The 21788-nt window shown below is 64.1% G+C and carries 21 protein-coding genes; 8 read left to right on the forward strand and 13 right to left on the reverse strand.

The window, feature by feature from the left end; all coding sequences use genetic code 11:
* The 4 genes from ubiA to ACREC7_RS02125 all read right to left on the reverse strand — a co-directional run.
* A partial coding sequence (ubiA, locus tag ACREC7_RS02110; protein WP_431554037.1) for a 4-hydroxybenzoate octaprenyltransferase occupies nt 1-904 on the reverse strand: 904 nt, incomplete at its 3' end.
* Between the two features lie 86 nt (nt 905-990).
* Complete coding sequence (locus ACREC7_RS02115) at nt 991-2202, reverse strand: GNAT family N-acetyltransferase (RefSeq protein ID WP_431554038.1); 1212 nt, start codon at nt 2200-2202, stop codon at nt 991-993.
* A gap of 12 nt (nt 2203-2214) precedes the next feature.
* Entirely contained in the window at nt 2215-2964 is a 750-nt protein-coding gene (locus ACREC7_RS02120) for a glycerophosphodiester phosphodiesterase family protein (RefSeq protein ID WP_431554039.1), read from the reverse strand.
* 19 nt (nt 2965-2983) lie between these two features.
* A complete protein-coding gene (locus ACREC7_RS02125) occupies nt 2984-3478 on the reverse strand; it encodes a RidA family protein (RefSeq protein ID WP_431554040.1) in 495 nt (164 codons plus the stop codon).
* A gap of 139 nt (nt 3479-3617) precedes the next feature.
* On the opposite strand from ACREC7_RS02125, the gene ACREC7_RS02130 reads away from it, so the two are divergent.
* The 3 genes from ACREC7_RS02130 (at nt 3618) to ACREC7_RS02140 (ending at nt 6446) form a co-directional block, all read left to right on the forward strand.
* The gene (locus tag ACREC7_RS02130; protein WP_431554041.1) at nt 3618-4490 is read left to right on the forward strand and encodes a cell envelope integrity EipB family protein; all 873 of its coding nucleotides are present in this window, start codon (nt 3618-3620) and stop codon (nt 4488-4490) included.
* A gap of 206 nt (nt 4491-4696) precedes the next feature.
* Nucleotides 4697-5071: a response regulator gene (locus ACREC7_RS02135; protein ID WP_431554083.1), complete on the forward strand. Its 375-nt coding sequence runs from the start codon at nt 4697-4699 to the stop codon at nt 5069-5071.
* Between the two features lie 7 nt (nt 5072-5078).
* Nucleotides 5079-6446 (forward strand): PleD family two-component system response regulator, encoded by a 1368-nt coding sequence (locus ACREC7_RS02140; protein WP_431554042.1) that lies wholly within the window; start codon nt 5079-5081, stop codon nt 6444-6446.
* Between the two features lie 499 nt (nt 6447-6945).
* Here ACREC7_RS02140 and rpmG read toward each other — a convergent pair whose 3' ends face one another.
* From rpmG to topA, 4 genes are all read right to left on the reverse strand, one after another.
* On the reverse strand, nt 6946-7113 hold the full coding sequence (gene rpmG / locus ACREC7_RS02145; RefSeq protein ID WP_324971577.1) for a 50S ribosomal protein L33: 168 nt from the start codon (nt 7111-7113) through the stop codon (nt 6946-6948).
* Nucleotides 7114-7181: 68 nt separating this feature from the next.
* On the reverse strand, nt 7182-7661 hold the full coding sequence (locus ACREC7_RS02150; RefSeq protein WP_431554043.1) for a DUF983 domain-containing protein: 480 nt from the start codon (nt 7659-7661) through the stop codon (nt 7182-7184).
* 74 nt (nt 7662-7735) lie between these two features.
* The gene (gene rnr, locus ACREC7_RS02155; RefSeq protein WP_431554044.1) at nt 7736-10030 is read right to left on the reverse strand and encodes a ribonuclease R; all 2295 of its coding nucleotides are present in this window, start codon (nt 10028-10030) and stop codon (nt 7736-7738) included.
* Nucleotides 10031-10043: 13 nt separating this feature from the next.
* Entirely contained in the window at nt 10044-12632 is a 2589-nt protein-coding gene (gene topA, locus ACREC7_RS02160) for a type I DNA topoisomerase (protein ID WP_431554045.1), read from the reverse strand.
* A gap of 303 nt (nt 12633-12935) precedes the next feature.
* Here topA and ACREC7_RS02165 point away from each other — a divergent pair, with 303 nt between their 5' ends.
* On the forward strand, nt 12936-13082 hold the full coding sequence (locus tag ACREC7_RS02165; RefSeq protein ID WP_431554046.1) for a hypothetical protein: 147 nt from the start codon (nt 12936-12938) through the stop codon (nt 13080-13082).
* Between the two features lie 3 nt (nt 13083-13085).
* Here ACREC7_RS02165 and dprA read toward each other — a convergent pair whose 3' ends face one another.
* From dprA to ACREC7_RS02185, 4 genes are read right to left on the reverse strand one after another with little or no spacing between them, the layout of a single operon-like run.
* Complete coding sequence (gene dprA / locus ACREC7_RS02170; protein WP_431554047.1) at nt 13086-14225, reverse strand: DNA-processing protein DprA; 1140 nt, start codon at nt 14223-14225, stop codon at nt 13086-13088.
* 13 nt (nt 14226-14238) lie between these two features.
* Complete coding sequence (plsY, locus tag ACREC7_RS02175) at nt 14239-14844, reverse strand: glycerol-3-phosphate 1-O-acyltransferase PlsY (RefSeq protein WP_431554048.1); 606 nt, start codon at nt 14842-14844, stop codon at nt 14239-14241.
* A gap of 29 nt (nt 14845-14873) precedes the next feature.
* Nucleotides 14874-16199: a dihydroorotase gene (locus ACREC7_RS02180; RefSeq protein WP_431554049.1), complete on the reverse strand. Its 1326-nt coding sequence runs from the start codon at nt 16197-16199 to the stop codon at nt 14874-14876.
* Nucleotides 16200-16204: 5 nt separating this feature from the next.
* Nucleotides 16205-17161 (reverse strand): aspartate carbamoyltransferase catalytic subunit, encoded by a 957-nt coding sequence (locus ACREC7_RS02185; protein WP_431554050.1) that lies wholly within the window; start codon nt 17159-17161, stop codon nt 16205-16207.
* A 531-nt stretch (nt 17162-17692) separates the two neighbouring features.
* On the opposite strand from ACREC7_RS02185, the gene ACREC7_RS02190 reads away from it, so the two are divergent.
* The 3 genes from ACREC7_RS02190 (at nt 17693) to ACREC7_RS02200 (ending at nt 20366) form a co-directional block, all read left to right on the forward strand.
* Entirely contained in the window at nt 17693-19360 is a 1668-nt protein-coding gene (locus ACREC7_RS02190; RefSeq protein WP_431554051.1) for an acyl-CoA dehydrogenase family protein, read from the forward strand.
* 256 nt (nt 19361-19616) lie between these two features.
* On the forward strand, nt 19617-19772 hold the full coding sequence (locus ACREC7_RS02195; protein WP_424390908.1) for a DUF5993 family protein: 156 nt from the start codon (nt 19617-19619) through the stop codon (nt 19770-19772).
* 15 nt (nt 19773-19787) lie between these two features.
* Entirely contained in the window at nt 19788-20366 is a 579-nt protein-coding gene (locus tag ACREC7_RS02200; RefSeq protein ID WP_431554052.1) for a disulfide bond formation protein B, read from the forward strand.
* Here the strand turns inward: ACREC7_RS02200 and ruvX are convergent.
* Complete coding sequence (ruvX, locus tag ACREC7_RS02205) at nt 20343-20825, reverse strand: Holliday junction resolvase RuvX (protein WP_431554053.1); 483 nt, start codon at nt 20823-20825, stop codon at nt 20343-20345. The two genes, ACREC7_RS02200 and ruvX, sit on opposite strands and share 24 nt — an antisense overlap.
* 246 nt (nt 20826-21071) lie before the next feature.
* Here ruvX and ACREC7_RS02210 point away from each other — a divergent pair, with 246 nt between their 5' ends.
* Nucleotides 21072-21773, forward strand: a complete 702-nt coding sequence (locus ACREC7_RS02210; protein ID WP_431554054.1) for a metal-dependent hydrolase — start codon at nt 21072-21074, stop codon at nt 21771-21773.
* The last annotated feature ends 15 nt before the right edge of the window (nt 21774-21788 follow it).

A 21788-nucleotide genomic window follows, 5' to 3' on the forward strand; every position in this document is an offset into this window, starting at 1 on the left:
ACGCGAGCGCGGCAAAAAGCACAAGCCCGGCGTCCCGGTTCGATTTGAAAACGGCAAGGCACACGACGGGATTCTCAATGTCCAGCCGGCGTATCTGCCAGCCTAGATGCGCCGCAAAAACCATGAGTCCGATAGCGAAAATGAAACCGGCGCCGGCACTCCATCCCGCCAGTGCAATCAATATCACTGCGAGCCCATAAAAAACCGCCAGTATCGGCTTGGTGCGTTCGCGAAACAGGAGCGCAGTCGATTTGATGCCGATCAGCGCATCATCTTCGCGGTCCTGATGCGCATAGATGGTGTCGTAGCCGATCACCCAGGCGATCGCGCCGGCATAGAGCAGAAATGCCGGCAGATCGAGCCGGGCAAACACCGCCGGCCAGCCCATGAGCGCGCCCCACGAGAACGCAAGGCCGAGCACGATTTGCGGCCAGTACGTGATTCGCTTCATCAAGGGATAGATGGCGACAATGCCAAGCGACGCACAGCCAACATACCGCGTGAAGAGATTGAACTGCAGCAGGACTGCGAGACCGATCAAAGCTTGAAGAATCAGGAAGGCAATGGCCGCCCCAACCGTCACCTGGCCCGCCGGGATCGGTCGGGAGCGGGTGCGTTCGACGCGGCGGTCGAGATCGCGATCGACGATGTCATTCCAGGTGCAGCCGGCACCGCGCATCGCAAACGCACCGATGAAAAACAGAAGCAGATGCCACGCGTCCACGTGCCTGCCGGCATGAACCGCGGCAAGCCCCGAAGACCACCAGCATGGAAGGAGCAAAAGCCAGGAACCGATCGGCCGATCGAGCCGCGCGAGCCGCAGATAAGGACGCAGCCAAGCGGGGGCGAGGCCGTCGACCCAGTTGCCGGTGGAATCGGCGACGCGCCCGGCGCCGTCGTTCATCGCGCCAGTGCGCGTTTCGATGAAATGGAAGCAGCGAAGCGACAGGACTCCGTTGTCACCTCTCCCCGCAGGGGAGAGGTGAAGACTCATTCAGTTCGCCGGTAAGGCGACTCTTCGCCAAGCAGGGCGATTTCGTGGGCGACTGCGGCGCGCTCGCGCTTCAGATAATCGGCGATGGCCCGGCGCAGCGCCGGGTCTCTGATCCAATGGGCGCTATAGGTTTTTACCGGAAGATAGCCGCGGGCGAGCTTGTGCGCGCCTTGGGCACCTGCTTCGACGCGTGCGAGCTCATGGGCAATGGCAAAGTCGATGGCCTGGTAATAGCAGACCTCGAAATGCAGGCAGGGGTGCTCCTCGAGCGCGCCCCAATAGCGCCCGTAAAGCGCATCGCCGCCGATGAAATTGAGCGCCCCGGCGATGATGCGGTCCGCATGCTTGGCAAGCACCAGCAGGATCTCATCGCGCATGGTTTCGCCGATCAGGCTGAAGAACGTCCGCGTGAGATAGGGCGAACCCCATTTGCGCGAGCCGGTATCCATGTAGAAGGCGAAGAAGGCGTCCCAGTGCGCCTCGGTGAGGCCGGCGCCCGTCACCCACTCGATCTCGACCCCGCCCTCGATGGCGCGCTTGCGCTCGCCGCGGATCGATTTCCGCTTGCGTGAGGCAAGGGCGGCGAGAAAATCCTCGAAGCTCTGGTAGCCCTCGTTCCGCCAGTGGAACTGCTGGTCGTTGCGCTGGAGGAAGCCGAGCGAGCCGGCAAGCTCCCATTCCTCGAGCGTGGGGAAAGTGACGTGCAGCGAGGAGGCCTCGAGCCGCTCGGCGAGCGTCGCCGCGGCCTGCAGCAGGAGCGCTTCGCGCTCGGCGCGGTCAGGGCCATCGCGTACCAGCAGCCGCTGCCCCGTAACCGGCGTGAAGGGCACGGCGGCTTGCAGCTTCGGATAGTAGCTGCCGCCGGCGCGCTCATAGGCGTCGGCCCAGGCGTGATCGAAAACATATTCGCCGTATGAATGCGATTTCAGATAGCAGGGCATGCAGGCGGAGATGCCGCCAGCTGCGTCCTCTAGAACAAGATGCTGCGGCAGCCATCCGGTCGCCCGCGTCGCCGATCCGCTCTCTTCCAGCGCGTGCAGAAAGGCATGGCTGATGAACGGGTTGTCAGGGCGCGCTGCGTTGCCGCGCGAATCGGCGCCACGCGCGCAAGCATCCCACTCCAAAGCTGGAACCGTGGCGATGCGCGATACCACGCGTACGATGGCGCCGTCTTCGGCTCCTTGCTGGCGCTGTTCGATATCGCCCATGGCTGTTGTGCTCTAGGGCACGACTCCTTCGAAGATCATGGCGTCGGCGAAAAGCTGTGCGCTGGCCTTGTCGGCCTCGCTACGCACCGTCCAGGTGAGCAGCGGCAGGCGGAAGATGTCGCGCGCGATGCCGGGCGCGAGCGCAGGCAGCGCCCTGATATCGTAGGCAATGAAGTGGGGCCGCGCGATGACGACGGTCAAAAGGTGCCGCATGGCCAAGCGCCGGCCGAAGGAGAGATCGGACCAATAATGCTTGTCCTCGAAGCGCTCGGCGATCAATCCGCGCGGCAGAGACGGCGCCGCGCGGCGGAATGCCGCGACGCACTCGGGGTCGAACGACATCACCGCCACCTGGCCCTTATAGGGCCCAAGCGCCGCGGCGATGTTTCGCTCGTAACGATGGTCATCGCTCCAGGTGCTCTTCACTTCGATGAGGAGCGGGACGCGGCCGTCGACGATGCCGAGCAGCCCATCGAGAGATAGGATGCGGTCGTTGCTGTCGCGCAGGGGGATCTGGCACAGCTCAGCGGCGTCGCACTCGGACACAGGTCCGCTCTCCGCCGTCAGCCGGTCAAGAGTCCGGTCGTGGAATACGACGGGCGCTCCGTGGGCCGCGCATTGCAGATCGACCTCGACGGCATAGCCCTTGGCAATCGCCGCCTCGATCGCAGAAGCGCTGTTCTCGACGACGCCTTTCTTTTTATCATGCAGGCCGCGATGGGCGATCGGCCGCTTCAACCAATCGAGCGCATCCCGGGTCATGGGTGAGTGCCGGTTGCCGTTAATCCACCGCGAAGATGGCGTCGATTTCGACGGCGGCGCCAAGCGGCAAGCTCGCGCAGCCGACGGCGATCCGGGTATGGCGACCCTTTTGCCCGAGCACCTTCACGATCAGCTCGGAGGCGCCGTTGATCACTTTGGGGTGATCCACGAAGCCCGGCGCCGAGCTGACAAAGCCGTTCAGCCGCAGGCACTGCACGATCCGGTCGAGATCGCCGAGCGCCGCCTTGGCCTGGGCGAGAATATTGAGCGCACAGAGGCGCGCCGCGTCCTGGCCCTGGGCGATATCGAGGCCGGCCCCGAGCGTGCCGGTCACCGCAAGTTTTCCGTCCTTGAGCGGCAATTGACCCGCCACGAAGAGCTGGCCGTTAAGGTGCAGAAACGAGACGTAGTCCGCGACGGGGAGGGGAACCTCGGGAAGAGCGAGGTCCAGCGCCTTCAGTCTTGCTTCGATCTCTCCGGCCATGCCGCCTCCAATCTGAGGTTGTACGCGCATTGGGCGCATCGTGTCGCGAACATCGGGCAAAACCCGACCCTCCGCAAGCTAAGCGCTGGACCCTTGTCCCGGGCGTCCGTTGGTGCCAAGAATCGCTGCCCCACGCGAAAATTCGGGGTCTGATCAGGCGAGGAGCGGCATGGTGTCTGTGGCTTGGAGAGTGATACTCACAATTGCGTCGGCGGCGATGCTGGCGGGAGGCTTGGCACGGCCGGCGGAAGCCTTTGCGGCCAAGGAGCCGATCAAGCTCACGCCTCACCGTGCCGTCTACGAAGTGACGCTCGACGATGCCCGCTCAGCCTCAGGCATCACCGGCATCGACGGGCGCATGGTGTTCGAGTTCACGGGCTCCGAATGCGACGGCTATACACTCAATATGCGCATGGTCACGCAGATGACCGATTCGCAAGGGCAAACCAACCTGACCGATCTCCGATCATCGACCTGGGAGCAGGGCGATGGGCAGAAGTTTCGCTTCCAGTCGGCGCAATATCTGAACGACAAGCTCGGCGACGTCACCATGGGGCGAGCGACGCGCAACCCTGACGCCGCGGTCCAGGTCAAGCTCAGCCAGCCGAGCCATGCCGAGCTCAACCTGTCCGGCAAGGTGCTGTTCCCCACCCAGCACAGCCTCGCCTTGATGAACGCGGCTCTGGATGGACAGGACCTGCTGCAGGCGCAGATCTATGACGGCTCCGAGAAGGGCCAGAAGGTCTATGAGACCACGGCCTTTATCGGCAAGCCGGTGGCGCCCGGAACAGAGGACAAGCTCGAAGACCCGGCCAAGGAGAAGGGACTCGCCGGCCTCGTTTCATGGCCGGTATCGATCGGCTATTTCGAGTCGAAAACCGGAGACCTGACGCCGAGCTATCAGATCGATTTTCGACTTTACGCCAATGGCGTGAGCCGCGAACTCCTGATCGATTACGGCGACTTTTCGGTACATGGCACGCTCACGTCTCTCGAATATTTGAAGGCCGCGGAGTGTCGGGACCCGACGGCCACTCGATAAGGTGAGTCGACGCCAGAAAATCGCCAATTCCCGCGATCTTTGGAGTTTTCCGAAAGCATTTGGTTACAGGTTTTGCGGTCAAATCCGACCCCAGAAGATGGGGAGTGCGACGTATGGTGTGGAAGGGTGGGTCAGCTCTCAGCGCCATAGCGCAGCGAGGCAAGATCGCCCATCATGGATCGACCGAATCGCCTGAGCCGCAGCCGATGGCCAAAACCGTTCTGATCGTCGAGGACAACGAGCTGAACATGAAGCTCTTTCATGATCTGCTCGACGCCCACGGCTACAAGACCCTGCAGACAAGAAACGGCATGGAGGCACTTTCTCTCGCCCGCGAGCACAGGCCTGACCTCATCCTCATGGATATTCAGCTACCTGAGGTCTCGGGGCTCGAAGTGACCAAATGGCTGAAAGAAGACGATCAGCTGAGGACGATTCCGGTGGTGGCGGTGACCGCCTTTGCCATGAAGGGGGACGAAGAGCGCATTCGCGAGGGAGGCTGCGAAGCCTACATATCGAAGCCGATCTCGGTGTCGATGTTCCTCGCCACGGTGCGGCAGTTCATCGGCGAAGCCCGGTAGCCCCTCAATGACCGCACGCGTCCTCGTGGTCGACGACGTCGACGCCAATGTCAAGTTGCTCGAGGCGCGCCTGACCGCCGATTATTTCGAGGTGCGCACCGCGCGGAGCGGCCGGGAGGCGCTTGAGATCTGCGCCAACGAACGCGCCGACGTGGTGCTGCTCGACGTGATGATGCCCGGCATGGACGGGTTCGAGGTCTGCCGGAGGCTCAAGGCCGATACGCGCACCGAACATATTCCGGTGATCATGGTCACTGCGCTCGATCAGCCCACCGACCGGGTGAGGGGGTTCGAGGCGGGCGCCGACGACTTCCTCACCAAGCCTGTCGACGACGTCGCTCTGGTCAAGCGGGTGAGGAATCTCGCGCGTCTGAAGATGCTGACCGACGAGATGCTGATGCGCGCCTCTACCGAGGAGCAGTTGGGTTTCGCCGGCGCCAAACCTTTCGACCAGGTTGCACGCGGCGGCCGGATAATGCTCGTCGAGGACAATGACGGCTCCTATCGACGCATTCAGGACGCGCTCAGGGGCGAGTTCGAGCTCGCCCGGGAGGCCGATCCGGCGAGCGCATTGCTGCGACTTCCCGACGGCGACTTCGATCTCATAATCATAAGCCTCAGCCTGCAGGAGGCAGACGGCTTGCGGCTATGCTCGCAAGTTCGCTCGCTCGACCGGGCGCGCCACCTGCCGATCCTGATCATCGCCGAGCCTGGCAACGATGCGCCCCTGCTCAAGGGCCTGGACATGGGGGTCAACGACTACGTGGTGCGCCCGATCGATCCGAACGAGCTGCTGGCGAGGGTGCGCACCCAGGTCAAGCGCAAGCGCTATATCGACCATTTGCGGGTACGGCTCGAAGAGAGCGTGGAGATGGCCATCCTCGACCCACTCACCGGACTGCACAATCGCCGCTATATGACAAGCCATCTCGACACGCTGTTCGAAGACGCGTCGCAGCGCGGCAAGCCCCTTTCGGTGCTGCTTATCGACATCGACCATTTCAAGGTGGTCAACGACAGCCACGGCCACGACACCGGGGACGCGGTGTTGCGGGAGTTCGCCGCGAGGATTCGCCGTAACACCCGCGGTATCGATGTCGCCTGCCGGCTGGGCGGCGAGGAGTTCGTGGTGGTGATACCGGACTGCGACTTGGCCATGGCCTGTCAGGTCGGCGAGCGCCTGCGCCAATGCATCGCGGCGGCTCCTTTCGAGGTCGGGGGCAAGGTCGGCCTGTTGCAGGTCACGGCGAGCGTCGGCGTGGCGGCGGTCGAATTTGACGACGACGCCCCTGAGTTCATGCTGAAGCGGGCGGATCAGGCGCTCTATTGCGCGAAGCGCGATGGCCGCAACCGGGTTGTGGCCGACGCAGCCTAGAGGGCCTTGAGCGTAGGCATTTGCCGAATCACCCCGGATTTTCCTTGCTAGCCTTGGCTTTTCGACTTGACGTTGCGCTTGAAGCCTTCTGGGTAAGGCGTTAAACTGGCTGCGTTTTCGCCAGATTGGGTGTGCAATAGAGTTTGATTTTGTCGATTTGTCAGGTAGTTTGTATTTGACTTAACACCGGTAGGAATTGAGGCCGGAGGTAAAGTATGGGGTGAGGGGACATGCGCGTGTGGGGCTCGTGCGCGCGCATCTCGACATCATCGATGAGATAACCCTACGGAATGCTCAGGTCCGCCGCATCTCCTGGGTCCGTGGGGTTCGGTCGGCCGGAGCGCGGTTTGAGTGGCCTCCTCGTTAGCGCCGCGTTTCGGCCGACCACCTATTGCCAACAGTACGAACCTTGGCAGGTGGCCGGAGCTTCCTGTTCACGACGCAGCTTTCCGCGGCCCATCAGACAATGGGCATCCGCCGGCGACAGGGCTCTCGCCCTCTATTTGATCTTGCTTTCCTTGAACTCGACGTGCTTGCGGGCGACCGGATCGTATTTCTTGAATACGAGCTTCTCGGTCTGGTTCCGCGGGTTCTTCTTGGTGACGTAATAATAGCCGGTGCCCGCGCTGCTCACGAGCTTGATCTTTTGCGTGACGGGCTTTGCCATTTCATCCTCGCTCTCAAAAAAGTCCGGCGAACCCTACTCGCCGGGACCCGGAAGTCAAGACCAGGCCGTCAGCGGCCCCGGCCGTTGGATATTCCTGTGTCGAAGGGCTCGATCTTCTCCTCTTCGGCACTGGGATCGAATCCGTGCATGAGAAGCGCCCATTGCAGGCCGATCAGCGCGCCCTTGATCGGCGGCAGGAGGAGGAGCGCGAGCAAGACCGTGAGCGGCAGCCAGATCGCCGCATGCAGCCAAAGCGGCGGGCGGTAGGCCATCTCCACCGCGAGCATCAAGCCAACCACGACATGGCCGACAATGACGATGGTGAAATAGGGTGGTGCGTCGTCAGCCCGGTGATGGTGCAGCGCCTCGCCGCAAGTGGGGCACGCATCAGCCACCTTGAGATAGCGGCGGAACATGGCGCCTTTGCCGCAAGCCGGACAGGTGAGCCTTGCGCCTCGCAGCAGCGAAAGCGGGATCGAGCGCTCGCCCGTCGATCGCGCGCCGCCGCGGACGACGACCGCACTGTCAGGGGCTGATCTTTCTTGCATGCTCATTCCTTAGCGAAGTTCAGCAATCCTGCCAAATCGGATCGCGGTGCGCGGCCTCATGCCGCGCTTTGTTTCTAGCGGCGCCCGCGTGTCCGCCCCTTGCGGGGAGATTGCGGTTTCCGCCATTGTCCCTGGATGCGGCCGCGGGCCGGCTTGATGCCGATCATGCGGCCCTCGCTCAACAGCTCAAAACGGAGCGCTCCGGCAGATGGAATGGCCTCGACCAGGCGCACCTCGACGGGGTCGCCGAGCTGGAAGGCGGCGCCGGTCTCTTCGCCGATCAAGGCCTGGCGTTTTTCGTCATGATAGAAATATTCGTGGCCGATGGAGGAGGCCGGGACAAAGCCGTCGGCTCCGGTCTCGCTCAGCCGCACGAAGAGCCCGGTGCGAGTGAGCCCTGAGACGCGGGCGGCGAAGCGGGCGCCGATGCGGTCGGCGAGATAGGCGGCGATCAGCCGGTCTGCCGTCTCGCGTTCCGCCGCCATGGCTCGGCGCTCGGTGCCGGAGATCGCCTCGGCGACCTTTTCGAGGAGCGGCATCTCGGCGTCGGTCAGGCCGTCATTGCCGAGCTTATGCGCGCGGATCAGCGCCCGATGCACCATGAGATCGGCATAGCGGCGGATCGGCGAGGTGAAGTGAGCGTAGCGCCGCAGGTTCAGACCAAAATGACCGAAATTGCCGGCGCTGTACTCGGCCTGAGCCTGACTGCGCAGCACCATCTCGCCCGCCAGCTCGGCCACAGGGCTCGCCCGCGTCTCGGCGAGGATGCGGTTGAAATGCGCGGGCTTCAATTGCCCGGTCTTCGGCAGCTTCACACCCAACGTCGAGAGGAACTCCGAGAGGGCGGCGAGCTTCTCCTTCGAGGGCTGATCGTGCACGCGATAGATCAAGGGCGTGTGCTTCGCCTCCAATTCTTCCGCCGCGGCGACATTGGCAGCGATCATGAACTCCTCGATCAGACGATGGGCGTCGAGGCGGGGAGGGCTGGTGACGCCGCGCACGCGACCCTGCTCGTCGAGCTGGATCCTGCGCTCGGGCAGGTCGAGGTCGAGGGGGGCGCGTTCGGTACGCGCCCGGGTGAGGCTGCCGTAAGCGCCCCATAGCGGCAGAAGCACGGGCTCGAGCAACGGTCCGGTCACATCGTCGGGATTGCCGTCGATCGCGGCTTGCGCTTGCTCGTAGGCGAGCGCCGCCGCCGAGCGCATCAGGCCCCGCAGGAAGCGGTGACCGCGCTTCCGCCCATCCTTGTCGAAGACCATGCGCACAGCGAGACAGGGCCGCGCTTCCTTTGCCTGCAGAGAGCACAGATGGTTGGAGATGCGCTCGGGGAGCATCGGCACAACGCGGTCCGGGAAATAGACGGAATTGCCGCGTGCCCTCGCTTCCTTGTCGAGCGCGCTTCCAGGTTTGACGTAGGAGGCGACGTCGGCGATGGCGACCATGACCACCCAACCGCCTTTGTTCCTCGGATCGGGGTCCGCTTCCGCCCACACCGCGTCGTCGCGGTCGCGGGCGTCCACGGGGTCAAGAGTGACGAAGGGCAGATGCCGCAGATCCTCGCGGCGTTTCAGGTCAGGCTCTTTGGCCGCGTCAGCCTCGTTCAGCACCGCTTCCGGGAAGGTATCGGGAATGCCGTGGGCATGGATGGCGATGAGGCTCGTCGCCCGCTGATCTTGCGGATTGCCGAGCCTGTCGGTGATGCGGGCATTGGCGGCGCCGAAGCGTGCCGGGCCGCCGAGCTCGAAGCGCACGAGCTCGCCGTTCTCCGCATCGTTGGTTGCGCCGCGCGCCACCCGCCATTCCTTCAGCTGCTTGCGGTCGACCGGATCGATGATGCCACCACCACCCGGAAGGGCGCGGAAGATGCCGAGCTGGCTTCGCGTGGCGCGGGGAAGCCGCTTGATCGGCCGCGCCTGGTAAGGGGTGTCGGCGGCGGCGCCAAGCGGCGTGATGCGCGCCAGCACGCGATCGCCGATGCCGGAGGCCGGGCCCTTGTCCTGCTTGCTCTCGACAATGAGTATGCGCGGAGGCGGCCCATGCTCCTCCGACCAATTTGCGGGGCGGGCGATGAACTCGCCAAAGGAATCGCGCTCGACGATCTCGATAACGGTGACCGAGGGCAGCACGCCGGGCCGCTCGAGCTTGCGGCGCGAGCCCGCGATCAGCCCATCATCGGCCATGTCGCGCAACAACGCTTTCAGCGTGACGCGGTCGCCGCCTTTGATGCCGAAGGCGCGTGCGATCTCGCGCTTACCAGCCTGTTGGCTGGCACCTTGCAGAAAATCCAGTATCTCTTGCTTGGAAGGAAGTTTGCCCACTTTTTGGGATTTGGGAGCGTTCTTGGTCTTGGCCACCACTCGTTTTAGCACGCGCGGGTCAAAACTAGTGTGCGGTCTCCTCGATGACCTCTTTCTCTTTCTTCGTCTTTTTCGCTTTGCTCGTCTTGCGCACGGGCTTTTTGGCCGGTCCCTTGGCGGCTCTTGCGGCGATCAGCTCCACGGCGTCGGCGAGCGTGACCTCTTCAGGGTTCCGGTCCTTGGGCAAGGTGGCGTTGATCTTGCCGTGCTTCACGTAAGGTCCGTAGCGTCCGCTCAACACCTGCACGGCGCCCTTGATCTCGGGATGCTCGCCGAGGTCCTTGATCACGGTGGCGCCGCGCCGAATGCGGTTGGCGGCCTTCTCGGCGAGCAGGCTTACGGCGCGATTGATGCCGACGGTGAACACCTCATCGGCGCCGCTCAAACTCGCATATTTGCCGTCATGCTGGACGTAAGGCCCGAAGCGGCCGAAGCCGGCAGTGATCGGCTTGCCCGTCTCAGGATGAGCTCCAACCTCGCGCGGCAGTGACAGCAGCGAGAGTGCTCGGGAAAGATCGATGCCTTCCGGATCGAAGCCCTTCGGAATCGAGGCGCGCTTTGGCTTCTCCGCGCCGTTCTCGCCGAGCTGGACGTAAGGCCCGAAGCGCCCGGTGCGCAGGGTCACGTCGAGCTCGGTCTCTGGATCGGTTCCGAGCAGCTTGCCTTCGCTCCCCAGCGCGCCCGTTTTGTCGCCGCCATCGGCAAGCTGGCGGGTGAAGCGGCAATCGGGATAGTTCGAGCAGCCGATGAAGGCGCCGAACTTTCCGATCTTGAGGCTGAGGCGCCCGGCTCCGCAGGAGGGGCAGGCGCGCGGATCGCCGCCACCTTCCGTGCCGGGGAAGATGTGGGGCCCGAGCATGTCGTTCAGCGCATCGAGCACCTCGGTGATGCGTAATTCGCCGATGTCCTGCACGGCGGCGATGAAGTCGCGCCAGAAATCGCGGAGCACGTCCTTCCAGGCAAGCTGGCCGGCGGAGATCAGGTCGAGCTTCTCCTCGAGGTCCGCGGTGAAATCGTATTCGACGTAACGGCGGAAGAAGTTCTCGAGGAACGCCGTGACCAGCCGGCCCTTGTCCTCGGGGTGGAGCCGCTTCTTGTCGAGCCGGACATATTCGCGGTCGCGCAGGATGTTGAGGGTCGAGGCATAAGTCGACGGCCGGCCGATGCCCAACTCCTCCATCTTCTTGATCAGGCTCGCTTCAGAGTAACGGGGCGGCGGCTCGGTGAAATGCTGCTTGGCTTCGATCTTGCGGCCTTCGAGTTGATCGGCTTGGGCCAAAATGGGGAGCGCGCCGTCCTCGCCGATCACATCGTCGGTGCCTTCCTCATAGAGCTTGAGGAAGCCGTCGAAGCGGATCACCGAGCCCGTGGCGCGCAGACGATACGTCACGCCGTCATTGCCGGTGACGCCGATCTCGGCGGTGGTGCGCTCGATCTCGGCACTCGAAGCTTGGCTCGCCAGCGTGCGCTGCCAGACAAGCTTGTACAGCTTGAGAGAGTCGCTATCGAGAAAGCGGGCAACCTTCTCGGGCGGTTTGCCGAAGTCGGTCGGCCTGATGGCTTCGTGGGCCTCCTGCGCGTTCTTGGCCTTGGTTTCGTATTGGCGTGGGCTCGGGGGCACGTAGTTCCGCCCATAGAGCTGCTCGACCGTGCGCCTCGCAGCGGCGATCGCCTCAGGCACGATCTGCACGCCGTCGGTCCGCATATAGGTGATCAGGCCCTCGCTCTCGCCATCGAGGTCGACGCCCTCATAGAGGCGCTGGGCGAGCTGCATGGTATGGCGCGGAGAGAAGCCGAGCTTGCGCGAGGCCTCCTGTTGGAGTGTCGAGGTGGTGAAGGGCGGTGCCGGGTGGCGGCGCTGCGACTTGCTTTCCACGCTTTGCACGACGAAGCGGCCGCCTTCGAGCGCGGCCTTGAGGCGCATGGCGGTCGCCTCATCGGCGATATCGAATTTCTCGAGTTTCTTGCCGTCGACTGCCGTGAGGCGGGCGAGAAAGGTCTCGCTCTTGGCGGTGGCAAGCTCGGCGGCAAGCGACCAATATTCCTGCGCCCTGAACCGCTCGATTTCGAGCTCGCGGTCGCAGACGAGACGGAGCGCCACCGACTGCACGCGGCCTGCCGAGCGGGCGCCGGGCAGCTTCCGCCACAGCACCGGGGAAAGCGTGAAGCCGACGAGGTAGTCGAGCGCCCGGCGGGCGAGATAGGCATTGACCAGAGGCCCGTCGATCTCGCGCGGATGGCGCATGGCGTCGAGCACGGCTTCCTTGGTCACGGCGTTGAACACCACGCGCTCGACCGCGACCTTATCCAGGGCCTTCTTGCGGTTCAGCACCTGATAGACGTGCCAGGAGATGGCCTCGCCCTCGCGGTCGGGGTCGGTGGCGAGGATCAGCTTGTTCGCCCCCTTCACCGCCTTGGCGATCTCCTCCAGCCTTTTCGCGGCCTTGGGCTCAACGTCCCAATGCATCTCGAAGTCCTTGTCAGGCAGGACCGAGCCGTTCTTGGAGGGCAGGTCGCGAACGTGCCCGTAGGAGGCGAGCACGCGATAGCCCGACCCGAGATATTTGTTCACGGTCTTGGCCTTAGCCGGCGACTCAACGATGACAATGTTCATTAAGTGGTTCCATGGCCGGCACTGGAGGCGCCCGGCTCGAGGGGGAGGTTTGCCGCGTCTTGCCCTCGCATTGAGGCGAAAATGGTGTCTTGCACCACGAGTGTCAATTTCCGCTGAACGGGGAGTGCGGCATTGTAAGAACTCGAAATTGACAACTCTAGGGGGTATAGACTATTTAATGCAACCTGAAGATGTTGACACTATGGGAGAGCGCGTTTGGCGAACCGGCGTCAGAAAAAGCAAAATGGGGCGCCCCGGTCCAGGAAAGCGCCCGACAGAGAAGGCCCCATCAACGGATCCGATATGACGCGGCGGGAGGCCGCGGACTATATCGCCACCCTGGTCGATGAGTTGAAATCCATCGCCCAGGCCGCGGGACTGCCCCTGATCGCCTATCTGCTCGCCATGGCAAAAGAAGAGGAGCAAGTCGAGCGAGCGCGGGACGACTGAGGGCTAGTCCTCCCCGATCAATGACACAAGTTGCTGCCCGTGTCTTTGCAACTTTCCCGCGAGATCGAGTTCCAACAGAACAATATGCACCTTGCGCACCGCGATGCCAGTGACACGGGCGACCTCGTCGATGTCGACCGGGCTTGGGCCAAGCGCGCCGATGATCCGTTCCCGCTCACTTTGCGCGATTTCGGGCAACGGTTCAGGCGATGCCCCTTCCTCCGGGGCGGACAGCTCCGGGCCGAACGGCTCGACCGGGCGGCCAAGGATCGGCGCCAGAGCATCGACGATGTCACGGGTGCCGGTAACGAGGCAGGCGCCCTGCTTGAGCAGATTGTTGGTGCCGGCAGAGCGCGGGTCGAGAGGGCTGCCCGGAACGGCAAAGACCTCGCGGCCCTGCTCGCCGGCAAAGCGGGCGGTGATCAGCGAGCCTGACCGCTCGGCGGCCTCCACCACGACAACCCCGAGCGAGATGCCAGAGATCAGACGGTTGCGGCGGGGAAAGTCCTTGCCTCTCGGGGCAAAGCCAGGGCTGCGTTCGCTGAGCAAGAGCCCCTGTTCGCCGATGGCGCGCTGAAGGTCTGCATTCTCCGGCGGGTAGACGACGTCGATGCCACCGGCGAGTACGGCGATGGTACCGCGCTCGAGCGACGCAAGATGTGCGGCGGTGTCGATGCCGCGCGCAAGGCCTGAGGCAATGACGAACCCTTCGAGCCCAAGCTCGGTGGCAAGCTGCCTGGTGAGCTTCTGTCCAACGGCAGAACCGTTACGGGCGCCGACCATGGCGATGATCGGGCCTTCGGCGAGTTCCAGCCTGCCTTTGGCATAAAGCACTGGCGGCGGGGCATCGACATGGGAGAGCGCAGGCGGATAGCCCTTCTCTCCCATGACCACGAGATGGGCCCCGGCCTGCTCAGCGGCGGTAAGCTCGGCCTTGGCCTCAGCCTCGGTGAAGACCCGGATCGAGGCGCGGCCGCCGCGGCGCGACAGGGCAGGCAGGGCGTCGAGCGCCGCCTCGGCGCCGCCGAATTGATTGACCAGCGCGCGGAAGGTTGCCGGACCGACATTCTCGCTGCGGATCAGCCTGAGCCAGCTCAGTCGCTGGCGGTCGCTCAGCTGGATCGCGGAGTGGGCAGAGAGCATGTCCCTACCCGGATCAGGTCTTCTTCGCGCCAATGCGCCCCTCCTCGCCTCGCAGCAGGCGTCCGATATTGTCGGCGTGGCGCCAATAGAGAAGCACGGTGAAGACCAGGAACAACATCGCTATCCGCGGTTGCCCCATGAAGAGGAGCAGGCAGGGGATTGCGGCGCTCGCCGCGAGTGCCGCAAGGGATGAATAGCGGGTGAGGACGGCCACCAGAATCCAGATCGCGCAGAAGGCCATCGCTGCCGGCCAATACAATCCGAGCAGAACCCCGATATAGGTCGCGACACCCTTGCCGCCACGGAAGCCGATCCAGACCGGGAAGAGGTGCCCCAGGAAGGCGCCAAGGCCGCCAAGGATTGCGGCGTCAGGCCCGAAGCGCGCGCCGACGAGCACGGCGGTGGTGCCCTTCAACAGATCGAGCAGAAGGGTGAGGGCCGCGAGCGGCTTGTTGCCGGTGCGCAGCACATTGGTGGCGCCGATATTGCCTGAGCCGATGTCGCGCAGGTCGCCATGCCCGGCGAGCTTGGTGAGGATGAGGCCAAACGGGATCGAGCCGAGCAGATAACCGAGCGCAAGCGCGAGGGGATCGTAGAGGCTCCAATCGGCCGCGAGCATTGTCGGTCAGACCCCGGATAGAGAAAAGGCTAGCTGCCGCACTCACCGTAATTGTACACCGCGCGTCCGGCAACGAGGGTCATCAGCGCCCGGCCTTGCAGCCGCGCCTCGTCGAAGGGCGTGTTCTTCGACCGCGTGCGCAAAAGCTCGGGATTCACCACGAAGGGCGTGTCGAGATCGATGAGGACGAGGTCGGCCGGTGCTCCCTTGGCGAGGCGGCCGCTCGGAAGTCCGAGCAGGCGTGCGGGGTTCGCGGTCAAGGCGCGAAGCAAGGTAACAAGATCGACGCTGCCGTCATGATAGAGACGGAGTGCCGCCGAGAGCAGGGTCTCGACGCCGATGGCGCCGTCGGCTGCTTCGGCGAAGGGGCGGCGCTTGCCGTCGGCGTCCTGGGGATCGTGGGCCGACACGATCACGTCGATATCGCCGCTGGCGATGCCTTCGACCATGGCGGCGCGGTCGTTTTCGGAGCGGAGCGGCGGGCGCATCTTGAAGAAGGTCCGGTAGGGACCGATGTCGTTCTCGTTCAGCGTGAGATGATTGATGGAGACCCCGCAGGTCACGGGCAGGCCGCGAGCCTTGGCGGCGCGGATGATGTCGAGCGATGCGCGGCAGGAGATCTGGCCGGCGTGATAGCGGCCGCCGGTGAGTTCGGCGAGGCGCAAATCACGCTCGAGCATGATGGTCTCTGCCTCGCGCGGAATGCCGGGGAGGCCAAGCCGCGTTGCCACCTCGCCCTCGTTCATCACCCCGTTCTGGGCGAGTGTCGGCTCTTCCAAATGATGGATGATGAGCGCGCCGAAATCCTTGGCGTAGGCGAGCACGTTCCGCATCATCTTGGCGTCGGCGAGGCTCGTCTTGCCGTTGGTGAAGGCGATGGCGCCGGCGTCGCGCAAGAGACCGATCTCGGCCATCTCCTCGCTCTTCAGGCCCTTGGTCATCGCCGCCATGGGATGCACGTTGATCCGCGCCGTGTCGCGCGCGCGGCGCATGATGAAGTCGACCAGCGCCACGTCGTCGATCACGGGCTCGGTGTTGGGCATGCAGATGACGGTGGTGACGCCGCCGGCGGCGGCGGCCCGGCTCGTGGTGGACAGCGTCTCGCGGTGCTCATGCCCCGGCTCGCCGGAGAACACCAGCATGTCGATCAGGCCGGGAGCGAGCACATGACCGTCGCAGTCGATCGCTTGCGCATCACCAATGGAGCCGGCGGTTACGTTCGGGCCGAGATCGGCGATCATGCCGTCGGCGATCAGCACGCCGCCCGTCTCGTCGAGGCGAGTGCCAGGGTCGATCAGCCGCGCATGGAGGAGGGCCAGCGGCCGGCCGGTACGATCGGGGGTGGGCGCTTGCATCGTCATCAGTGGTTGGGCAGATGGCGGGCGAGCGCCTGAAGCACCGCCATACGCACGGCCACGCCCATCTCCACCTGCTCGCGGATCACGCTGCGCTGATCGTCGGCCACGCTCGAGTCGATCTCCACGCCTCTGTTCATCGGCCCCGGATGCATGATCAGGGCATCGGGCTTGGCGCAGGAAAGCTTCTCGTGGTCGAGCCCGAAGAAGTGGAAATATTCGCGCTGGCTCGGCACCAAATTCGAGGTCATGCGTTCGCGCTGAAGCCGAAGCATCATCACGATGTCGGCGTCCTTCAGCCCCTCCCGCATCGAGGAATAGACCTCGACCCCGAGCCGCGAGATGCCCGATGCGATCAGCGTCGACGGCGCGATGACGCGGACGCGCGCGCCGAGCGTGTTGAGTAGAAGGATGTTGGAGCGGGCGACCCGCGAATGCAGGATGTCGCCGCAGATCGCCACGATCAGGCCGGCAATGTGTCCTTTGTGCCGGCGAATGGTGAGGGCATCGAGCAGCGCCTGGGTCGGGTGCTCATGGCTGCCGTCGCCGGCATTGATCACCGAGCAATCGACTTTTTGGGCGAGCAGCTCGACGGCGCCCGCGGCATGGTGGCGAACGACGAGAAGGTCGGGCCGCATGGCGTTGAGCGTCACGGCGGTGTCGATCAGGGTCTCGCCCTTGGACATCGACGAGGTCCGCGTCGACATATTCATCACGTCGGCGCCGAGCCGCTTTCCGGCGAGCTCGAAGGAGCTTTGCGTCCTGGTCGAGGACTCGAAGAACAGGTTGATCAGGGTGCGGCCGCGGAGGTCGTCGCGCTTCTTGGCGACCTGGCGGCTGACGCTCGAGGCTTGTTCCGCTAGGTCGAGCAGACCCACGATCTCGTCGTGCGAAAGGCCTTCGATCCCAAGCAGATGGCGATGAGGGAAGGAGAATTCGGTCGCTTCGGCCGCAATGCTCATTAAAGTGGACTCTATAAGCCGACTTTGCCCGCGCGGCAAGCGCGCCGAGGCAATCGGCTTGAGCAGGGGCTGAGTCGAGAAGTTGAGTCGCCTAATTTCCATTTTTACCCTATGCCTCGGGCGCCGTCCCGAATGAGAGGACGTGCTCAGCCCGGGAGGAGATATGTCCAAGCTCGCGATTATTCTGGCTGCGACAGTGGCAGTACTGTCCGCGGGGCTTCTTGCTTGGAGCGCCGAAGCAACGACCAGCGGGACGGCTGCTATCGGCACCAAGGCCTACTCGCCGATGATTGTGGAAGCCGGTTGCCGGCTAAATGGCCCTTTGGTCGGGGCCAATGGCTGCCGCCGGGGGACGCACCAGGTCTGCAAGAAAAAGACTGGATGCTTGTGCGTCCCTTGCTAGTTTGACAGGAGTGGCAGCGGCCTCGCCGCGGCCGTTACGGTTTCGGGGGCGCCTTTAGTCGGCGCCCTCGTTTTTATTTCTGGGGACGCCGCCGCGCGATAAGCTTGAAGAAGATCGAAGGAGGTGCCGTGTCAACGGCTCGCGAGGCGGAAGGGGATTTGAACCAAAGCCCGGCCTTTACCGACGTGAACTTGTTCACGTCGGATATGGTCTTGCGCGAGGCGGTCGCGCGGGAGGGGGCGGCCGACGCCGCCGAGAACCTCACGGCCTTCGGCCGGATCGCCGGCAGCGCGGCTGCGGCCGAACTCGGGCGCCAGGCCAATGAGAACCCGCCACGGCTCCGCGCCTTCGACGCCCAGGGCCGCCGTCTCGACCGGGTCGACTATCACCCGGCCTATCACCGGCTGATGGGGTTCAGCACGGCGCAAGGGCTGCATTGCTCGACCTGGGACTATCTGACAGGGAACGGCCCACGCCCGGGAGCCCATGTCGCCAGGTGCGCCGGCGGTTATATGGCGGCGCAGATGGAAGCAGGACATTGCTGCCCGATCACCATGACCCACGCCGCCGCGGCGTCGCTCCTGCATGAGCCGGTTCTCGCCCGCACCGTGCTGCCGAAACTGCTCGTGCGCGGCTACGACCCGCGGTTTGCGCCGTGGCAGAAGAAGCAGGCCATCACCATCGGCATGGGCATGACGGAACGGCAGGGAGGTACCGACGTTCGCGCCAACACCACGGTCGCCACGGCGATCAACGGCACCGGCCCTGGCAAGGCCTATGCCATCACCGGTCACAAATGGTTTCTGTCGGCACCGATGTCCGACGCGTTTTTGGTGCTGGCGCAGGCCAAAGGCGGCCTGTCCTGCTTTTTCGTGCCGCGCTTTGCGCCCGACGGGTCGGTGAACAGGATCAAGCTTGAGCGGCTCAAGGACAAGCTCGGCAATCGCTCAAACGGCTCTGCCGAAGTGGGCTTCGACCGCGCCTTCGGCTATCTGATCAGCGAGGAGGGGAGAGGCGTCCAAACCATCATCGACATGGTGACGCTGACAAGGCTCGACTGCGCCGTGTCCTCGGCGGGGCTGATGCGACAGGCGCTCGCCCGCGCCATCCACCACGCGCAGCATCGCAGCGTGTCCCAGAAGAAGCTGATCGACCAGCCGCTAATGTTGCAGGTGCTCGCCGACATGGCGCTCGACGTGGAAGCTGCGACCGCGCTCGCCTTCAAGCTCGCAGCGTCCTTCGACGGCCACGACGACCCTGACGCGGCTGCCTATCGGCGGCTGATGACCCCGGTCACCAAATACTGGGTGTGCAAAATTGCCCCGCCGCTCGTCTATGAGGCGATGGAGTGCCTTGGCGGCAACGCCTATGTGGAGGAGGGCGGCTTCCCGCTGCTCTATCGCGAAGTTCCGGTCAACGCCATCTGGGAGGGATCGGGCAACGTCATGTGCCTGGATGTGCTCAGGGCGGTCGAGCGTTCGCCGGAAACCTTGGAGCGCGTGCTCGCCGGAATCGAGGCCGCAAGCGGCGGCGAGCAGCGATTGAAGTCGGCCGTCGATGGCGTGAGGATCCTGCTCGCCGAGGCCGCGCGGGACCAGGCGAGGGCGCGATCTGTGGTCGAGCTGCTCGCGCTCACGGCGGCCGGTGCCCTGTTGCAGGCTCATGCGCCGCCGGCCGTGAGCGATGCGTTCCTCGCGACGCGGCTCTATGGCGCCTTCAGGCACAGTTACGGCGTCGGGCTTGGCGGGGGAGATATCCACAGCATAGCCGCCCGCGCGGCTCCAGCGATGGCGTGAGCGAAGGCCCTGCAGCCCCTTTTGATTTTCATCAAGGCCGATTGCGCCCAGGACCGCAGTCTTAAGGTTAACCCTCGTCTACCGATCCGGGTCGAAATTTCAATAACTTGCAGTTTACGGTTGCGCGCGAATCATTGAGGATCGCGCGAGCGGTCTTCGAGGGACGCCGTCAAGTGGGTGATGGCGCTATCTGGAGGCATTGTTGCACGCGGGTTGCAGTAAGGCGTCAAAGGTTCGGTCTGGCGGAGGCTAAACCATGATGAGCTTGCCCTTCCTTCTGTTTGCCTGCGGTCTTGCCGCGGGATGGACGAGTCGGCGCGAGGCAGCGATGGGTTTCTGGGTTGCCGGCGTGTTGGTTCTGCTTGTGCTGTTCCGGTTTCACGCGACGGATGTGCTGAATCTCGGACTGTAGTCGCAGGAGCGTAGTGTGACGGCCGATCTGTCGAGGCTGCTCAACGCCTTGGGGCTCATGGCCGTCGACACGGTCTTGGTCCTCGCCTTTGCCGACCAGCTCTGGTTCCGCGACCTGCCGTGCCCGATCTGCATTCTGCAACGGGCTGGCTTCATCGCCGCTGGCTTTGGCATTGCCCTCAATCTGATCTTCGGGCCGCGGCCGAGCCACTACGGTCTCGCCATCCTCGGCGCCGCGGTCGGCGGCATCGTCTCGGCCGATCAGGTGCTGCACTATGTCGTTCCGGGGTCGGGCGCCTACGGCAATGCGATCTTTGGGCTGCACCTCTACACCTGGGCGCTGATCATGTTCGTGGCCATCCTCGTAGGCTGCGGCGTGATGCTGCTGTTCGATCGGCAATATGAGCCTTCGGGACCCATCCCTCTGCGCGAGGTCACGCTGCCGCTTTTGGCCGTTGCACTGCTCGCCCTGCTTGCGGTCGGCAATGTGCTGTCGACGCTCGCGATCTGCGGCGTGGGCCTTTGCCCCGAGACGCCTGGCGGCTATCTCATCTTTCACGAGAACCTGGGGCTAGCGCAGCTCAAGTCGCCTTAGCCGCTCGAGCGCGCCTTGCAGGATGTAGGCCGCGGCCATGCGGTCGACGACCTCCGCGCGGCGCTTGCGCGAGGCGTCGGCCTCGATCAGGTGGCGCTCGACGGCGGCGGTCGACAGCCTCTCGTCCCAGAACACCATGGGCACCTCGACATGAGGGCCAAGGTTCCTGGCGAAGGCGCGGGTCGATTGGGCACGCGGACCTTCACTGCCGTCGAGATTGAGAGGGAGCCCGATCACCAGGGCTCCGACCTGATTCTTTTCAACCACTTCGCGAATCGTCTTGGCATCGGCGGTGAACTTGCTGCGGCGGATGGTGTCGTAGGGGGTGGCGACGCTGCGGGTCACGTCGGAGAGCGCAAGGCCAATGGTCTTGGTGCCGAGGTCGAGGCCGAGCAGCCTTGCCTCGCGCGCCAAAAGCGGCGGCAAATCCTCAATGGCGGTGATCGCGTTTTTCGTCACGTCAGACACCCCTCACCCTTTCCGCCATGCGACTTGCGTATGCTTCGCGCCCAAGGTCGCGGCGGAAAGCCCTCTCCCACAAGGGGCGAGGGGATTTGAGACGTGGTCCGGCCTTTCCCCTCTCCCCTGTGGGAGAGGGTGGCAAGCCCCCGGATTGATCCGGGGCTCGCCGGGTGAGGGGTCTTGTATGATTGTCAAAGGGCATCGCCTTCTTATAGTCCTGCAATAGTCAACTTGGGACACGCCATGCACATCACCTGGTTCGGCCATTCCTGCTTCCGCATCGACACGGGTAAATCGAGCATCCTGATCGATCCGTTCCTCAGCGGGAACCCAACCTTCGAGGAGTCGGGCCACACGGTGCGGCAGGTAGCGAAGGGCGTGACCCACGTAGCGCTGACCCATGGACATGAGGATCACACCGGCAACACCGTTGAAATCTGCAAAGAGACCGCAGCACCGCTCATCGCCGTCTTCGAGCTCGCCATGCATATGGCGAGCCTCGGGGTTGAGAAGATCGATCCGGGCAATACCGGCGGCACCATCCATCACCAGGATTTCGACATCACCTTCGTGCCTGCCTGGCATTCGTCAGGCGTGTTCCACGAGGGGCGGTCGATCTATCTCGGCGCCTGTTGCGGGCTCGTGATTGCCACGCGCGAGGGCAAGACGGTTTACCATATGGGCGACACCGCGATCTTTTCCGACATGGGGCTGATCAACGAGATCTATCGCCCCGATATCGGCATCGTGCCGATCGGGGACCGCTTCACCATGGGGGCGAAAACCGCGGCGCTCGCCTGCAAGCGCTTCTTCCAGTTCGAGAAGGTGATCCCCTGCCATTACGGGACGTTTCCCATCATCGACCAGACGGCGGACAAATTCGTCGCGGAAATGGGCGGGAATAGCGTGGTGGTGCCCAAGGTCGGGGTCCCCTTCGAGGCTTGAGTCCGGCCTCGCAGC

Origin of the sequence: Methyloceanibacter sp., assembly GCF_050728395.1 — a bacterium.
In the GTDB taxonomy this organism is placed as follows: domain Bacteria; phylum Pseudomonadota; class Alphaproteobacteria; order Rhizobiales; family Methyloligellaceae; genus Methyloceanibacter.

Coding starts and splice junctions, on each gene's coding strand:
- ACREC7_RS02150 (WP_431554043.1), bottom strand. CDS start 7,661: ATGCAAGAAAGATCAGCCCCTGACAGTGCGGTCGTCGTCCGCGGCGGC.
- ACREC7_RS02180 (WP_431554049.1), bottom strand. CDS start 16,199: ATGCAAGCGCCCACCCCCGATCGTACCGGCCGGCCGCTGGCCCTCCTC.
- ACREC7_RS02125 (WP_431554040.1), bottom strand. CDS start 3,478: ATGCGCGTACAACCTCAGATTGGAGGCGGCATGGCCGGAGAGATCGAA.
- ACREC7_RS02115 (WP_431554038.1), bottom strand. CDS start 2,202: ATGGGCGATATCGAACAGCGCCAGCAAGGAGCCGAAGACGGCGCCATC.
- ACREC7_RS02135 (WP_431554083.1), top strand. CDS start 4,697: ATGGCCAAAACCGTTCTGATCGTCGAGGACAACGAGCTGAACATGAAG.
- rpmG (WP_324971577.1), bottom strand. CDS start 7,113: ATGGCAAAGCCCGTCACGCAAAAGATCAAGCTCGTGAGCAGCGCGGGC.
- ACREC7_RS02195 (WP_424390908.1), top strand. CDS start 19,617: ATGATGAGCTTGCCCTTCCTTCTGTTTGCCTGCGGTCTTGCCGCGGGA.
- ACREC7_RS02120 (WP_431554039.1), bottom strand. CDS start 2,964: ATGACCCGGGATGCGCTCGATTGGTTGAAGCGGCCGATCGCCCATCGC.
- topA (WP_431554045.1), bottom strand. CDS start 12,632: ATGAACATTGTCATCGTTGAGTCGCCGGCTAAGGCCAAGACCGTGAAC.
- ACREC7_RS02130 (WP_431554041.1), top strand. CDS start 3,618: ATGGTGTCTGTGGCTTGGAGAGTGATACTCACAATTGCGTCGGCGGCG.
- plsY (WP_431554048.1), bottom strand. CDS start 14,844: ATGCTCGCGGCCGATTGGAGCCTCTACGATCCCCTCGCGCTTGCGCTC.
- dprA (WP_431554047.1), bottom strand. CDS start 14,225: ATGCTCTCTGCCCACTCCGCGATCCAGCTGAGCGACCGCCAGCGACTG.
- ACREC7_RS02185 (WP_431554050.1), bottom strand. CDS start 17,161: ATGAGCATTGCGGCCGAAGCGACCGAATTCTCCTTCCCTCATCGCCAT.
- ACREC7_RS02210 (WP_431554054.1), top strand. CDS start 21,072: ATGCACATCACCTGGTTCGGCCATTCCTGCTTCCGCATCGACACGGGT.
- ACREC7_RS02140 (WP_431554042.1), top strand. CDS start 5,079: ATGACCGCACGCGTCCTCGTGGTCGACGACGTCGACGCCAATGTCAAG.
- ACREC7_RS02165 (WP_431554046.1), top strand. CDS start 12,936: ATGACGCGGCGGGAGGCCGCGGACTATATCGCCACCCTGGTCGATGAG.